This window comes from Clostridium sp. CAG:43, assembly GCF_000434655.1.
GTDB classification, from domain to species: Bacteria; Bacillota; Clostridia; order Lachnospirales; family Lachnospiraceae; genus Otoolea; species Otoolea fessa.
Window position 1 is genome coordinate 7,958 of sequence record NZ_FR895072.1, and the last position, 3,969, is coordinate 11,926.

At 48.7% G+C, this 3,969-nt stretch carries 5 protein-coding genes and 1 riboswitch (1 of these 6 running past the window's edge); of the genes, 2 read left to right on the forward strand and 3 right to left on the reverse strand.

Annotated elements, in window-relative coordinates:
* Together QVO97_RS05820 and QVO97_RS05825 are read left to right on the forward strand one after the other, a co-directional pair.
* On the forward strand, positions 1-110 hold the end of the coding sequence (locus tag QVO97_RS05820; protein ID WP_022359443.1) for a glutamate cyclase domain-containing protein. It extends 259 nt beyond the left edge of the window; the window shows 110 of its 369 coding nt (coding positions 260-369); the start codon falls outside the window, past its left edge; it ends in the stop codon at positions 108-110.
* A complete protein-coding gene (locus QVO97_RS05825) occupies positions 4-702 on the forward strand; it encodes a glutamate cyclase domain-containing protein (protein WP_288189103.1) in 699 nt (232 codons plus the stop codon). The genes QVO97_RS05820 and QVO97_RS05825 overlap by 107 nt, the downstream gene beginning before the upstream one ends.
* 260 nt (positions 703-962) lie before the next feature.
* On the opposite strand, the gene QVO97_RS05830 is transcribed toward QVO97_RS05825, so the two are convergent.
* From QVO97_RS05830 to QVO97_RS05840, 3 genes are all read right to left on the reverse strand, one after another.
* The gene (locus QVO97_RS05830) at positions 963-2,366 is read right to left on the reverse strand and encodes an alanine/glycine:cation symporter family protein (protein WP_022359445.1); all 1,404 of its coding nucleotides are present in this window, start codon (positions 2,364-2,366) and stop codon (positions 963-965) included.
* A 149-nt stretch (positions 2,367-2,515) separates the two neighbouring features.
* Positions 2,516-2,620: riboswitch (glycine riboswitch) on the reverse strand.
* Positions 2,621-2,740: 120 nt separating this feature from the next.
* Positions 2,741-3,724: a hypothetical protein gene (locus QVO97_RS05835; RefSeq protein WP_022359446.1), complete on the reverse strand. Its 984-nt coding sequence runs from the start codon at positions 3,722-3,724 to the stop codon at positions 2,741-2,743.
* A 59-nt stretch (positions 3,725-3,783) separates the two neighbouring features.
* A partial coding sequence (locus QVO97_RS05840) for a hypothetical protein (RefSeq protein WP_288189105.1) occupies positions 3,784-3,969 on the reverse strand: 186 nt, incomplete at its 5' end.

Sequence of the window (3,969 nt, forward strand, 5' to 3'; positions counted from 1 at the left end):
GGCGTGTCAGTCGTAACCGACTGGTCTTCTTATCCGCATCTGGAAGCGGCTCTCCGCTTCCGCGCTCCGCAGGCAACCTTGATCCGTCTGCCGGAACAGAATACGGATAACTTTATCCGCACCTTTATCCGTGATGCAAAACCGACCCATCTGATCAGCCTGGAGCGCCCAGGCAAAGCTGAAAACGGACATTATCACAGCATGCGCGGTGAACAGCTCGACGACATGATTACAGATTCGGCACTTTTCCTGTCTGCTGCCAGAGAAGCTGGTGCCACGGTCATTTCCATCGGAGATGGCGGCAACGAGATGGGAATGGGGACTTTCCGCCGTGAAATTCTCGCAGGTGTTCCACACGGCGAACTTATCTGCACCGCAGAAGCAGCAGACCTGACGCTGGCAAGCGGCGTTTCCAACTGGTGGGGCTGGGGCATTGCCTCCCTGCTCTCCCTGGAATTAGGACGGAATCTTCTCCCCTCTGACCGCACCGAGACGGAATTGCTCCGCCGGGTTGTGGCAGCAGGCGGTGTGGATGGATGCACGAAAAAAGCGGAACTGACCGTTGATGCACTCCCTCTGGAGACGCATCTGAGGATTTTGCAGTCTGTCCGCAAATTGACCGATGAAACGCTTAAAAAGCAGACAGCAAAGAGAGAGACTCCTTATTTTTACAGAGAGCGGAAGGTAATGGCAGCTGTTTAGGGACTTTTGGTTTTTTATTTGTTTTCATTTTCAAGAATAAAGAATGTGCCTTGGCACATTCGGGCGTCTCGCGCGGTCGCTTGCGACATATTTTTTCTTCGCGCGAGTGCGCATCCCGCGGAGCGTTCTTTGTCATAGAACGAAGTTTCCTATGTTTAAAAAAGACCCGCCTATGTATTTCACTACATAAGCAGGTCTTTTTTGAATGTTGAATGGTTGTTTAACGCTCGCTTTTACGCTTACAATTCACTTATTTGCTCTTACTTTTCTTCTGCAGCCCGATATGCCTGTGTCACATTTTTCGTGATCGCTTCCGCTTTCCGGTCAGCCGCCACAACCACATGACTCAATGCAAGTAATGCCAAAACGTTCGGAATAACCATCAGCGCGTTGAAGAAATCTGCCAGAGCCCATACTAAATTTACCTTTAACATAGAACCAATGACAATACAAATCACAACGATGAAGGAATAAACCTTTGCCGCGCCCTCGCCGAACAGATATTTCGCATTCGTCAGGCCAAAGAAATGCCATCCCAGAATCGTCGAAAATGCGAAGAACAGCAGGCAGATCGCAATAAAAATAGAACCAAAGTTTCCAAAACTCTGCATGAATGCCGCCTGTGTCAGCGCTGTACCATCCTTGCCGGAGCTCATCGCATCCGTTGTCAGGACTGCAAATACGGTCAGATTTAAAATAACAAATGTATCAATAAAGACACTGATCATCGCACAAAGCCCCTGATGATGCGGGCTTTCTGCTTTCGCACGTGCGTGAGCATGCGGTGTGGAACCCATACCTGCCTCATTGGAGAAAAGTCCTCTCGCTACACCAAAACGGATTGCTTCGCGGACGGTGATACCAGCACCAGCGCCCATTACCGCTTTCGGATCAAACGCGCCCTTGATGATCATCATAAATGCCGTCGGCACGTGATTGATATGAAGACCAATCAGAATCAGGCTTCCTACAATGTAAACGCCTGCCATAACTGGCACAACCTTCTCTACCACAGCTGCCAGACGTTTGGTTCCACCAATGAAAATGAATCCTGCCAGTACTGCCAGCACAAGGCCGATCGTGATCGGCGGAATATTGATTCCATATACCTGAAATACCTCTGTAAACGCAGCACCGATCGAGTTGGACTGTACCATATTGCCCATAAACCCAAGTGCTAAAACAATAAAGATAGCAAACAGAGTGGATAATACCTTTCCAAAATTACCTTTAAATGCCGCCTTGATGTAGTAGACAGGTCCGCCTGTCACCTCACCATTTACCTCTGTCTTGTAGGTCTGTGCCAGAACCGCCTCGGAGTAGATGGTCGCCATTCCGAAGAACGCGCTCAGCCACATCCAGAAGATTGCACCCGGACCGCCGCCAAACAGCGCTGTCGCCGCACCTGCCAGGTTACCAGTACCAACCTGTGCTGCGATCGCCGTCATGATCGACTGAAACGGGCTCATTTCCCCTTTTTCATGTTTTTCTCCGTTCAGGCTGAAATGTCCAAACACATGCTTGCAGCCCTCGCCAAATTTTCTTACCTGGATGAATTTGAGACGAATCGTGTAATAGATGCCCGTTCCACACAGCAGAATCAGCAGAAGAAAACTCCACAGAAAATCATTGCCTTTGTTTACCAGTGTCAAAATCGTGTCCATTTTTTATCCTCCTCTATGTTTTCGTTACGATTCCGGCTCTTTTGTAAATCCGGGATCGAGTAATAAAATAAGAGCTGATACAAATCAGCTCTCCAAAGAGTAGAACATATGCATACAATAGAACTCATCCCCTGGTTCCATTGTGATTGGTTGTATGCCCTGTCCTTTTGCCTGAGAGATCAACGAATACCATGGACGTGCATCCGTCTTACACCTTCGGCGCTCCTTCTTGGAGACTCTCCAGAGTGTCCCTGCCTGACTGACCTTCGATCACTCGTCAGGACGGTTCAGTAAACAGGAACGAACTTATGTGAGGTATGCTATCACATTTCTTCTGCTTTTTCAACTGATTTTTATAAATTATACGAAAATCCTCAAAATATTACGGTTCGCGACACGTTTTCCCCCTTTTCATTAAACTGCTCATACTTTTCCCCAATCAAAAGAGAATCCATCTGCGGGTATGCACCATCTTTTAAAATATACGATGGAATTTCCCCTTCTGGCTGCCATCCCGGCTTTTTCCCTCCCCATTCTTCCCGGTTTTGAGCTGCCTCTGCCTCCGTCACGTTCCTCCATGCTGATTCTGCTGCCTGACCACGCTTTCCCTGCTTTGTCAGAGGAATCACTTTAAAATGATATACGCCCGCAGTCTGCATCAACGGTACAAAATCGTACTGTTCAACACTCGTCCGATGCGGATGTCCGACACGCTTCGCATCCCGGTAAAGCATCACCAAATATGCCGAAGCCCCCGGCGCTTTCTTCCACCTGCCAATTCCTCTTTCCGCCCAGACTGCTGCATCCACCGTTCCTATTATCTCTCCGGCATCCTGTAATTCGATCGTCAAAAGCAACGTAGTGCCATTATCTTTCCGAACTGCCTTGCTGCATACCGCGCCAAGCCCTGAAAACTGGATGTCCTCCTGGCGAAGGACGGAAAAAGAATCATCTGCGTCGGATTCCAGTTCTATTTCGTACAGAATTTCCGGAGCAGGTTCTTCTGCATGGATTTCTTCTATCTTTCGTTCTTCTAAAGACACTTCTTTGGTACCTATATTTTCAGAATCGGCTTGTATGCTCCCTTTATATTGTTCATTTTCTTTTTTTCCCACCTCTGCCCTATCCATCGCCGGTCCGCTTGCCGGATCACCGGAGATTCGTTCCACACCAGTGACGCTATATGCCCTGTCCCGGCTTTCCGCCTCCAAAACAGGCATTCCCATTTCATCCAGCTCTTCTGCTGCCAGCCGAATCCTGACCCGATCGATGGATGCCGCGGCAGCGGGGAAACATCCCGCAGCCGCCTGGCTCAGTACGGCTGCTCCGAAGAGCAGCCCTTTCGCCATCTGATCCATAAAATCCCTTCCTTCCCTTTTTCTGCCATCTGAGCGATTTTGATTTTTCTCTTATTTTTTTACTCCTCCTTGCCCTTATCATTCCTCTCCATATTCTTTTTTATATGTTCCTCCTTTCTTCGCCGTTCTGCGAGCGCCAGCCCTGCCCCAGCACTCATACATATCAGTCCAATCACCAGTTTCCACTTCCAAATCAGTGAAATCACTTCATTCAGACGCTCTTTTTCGTCCTCAACCTGATAAGC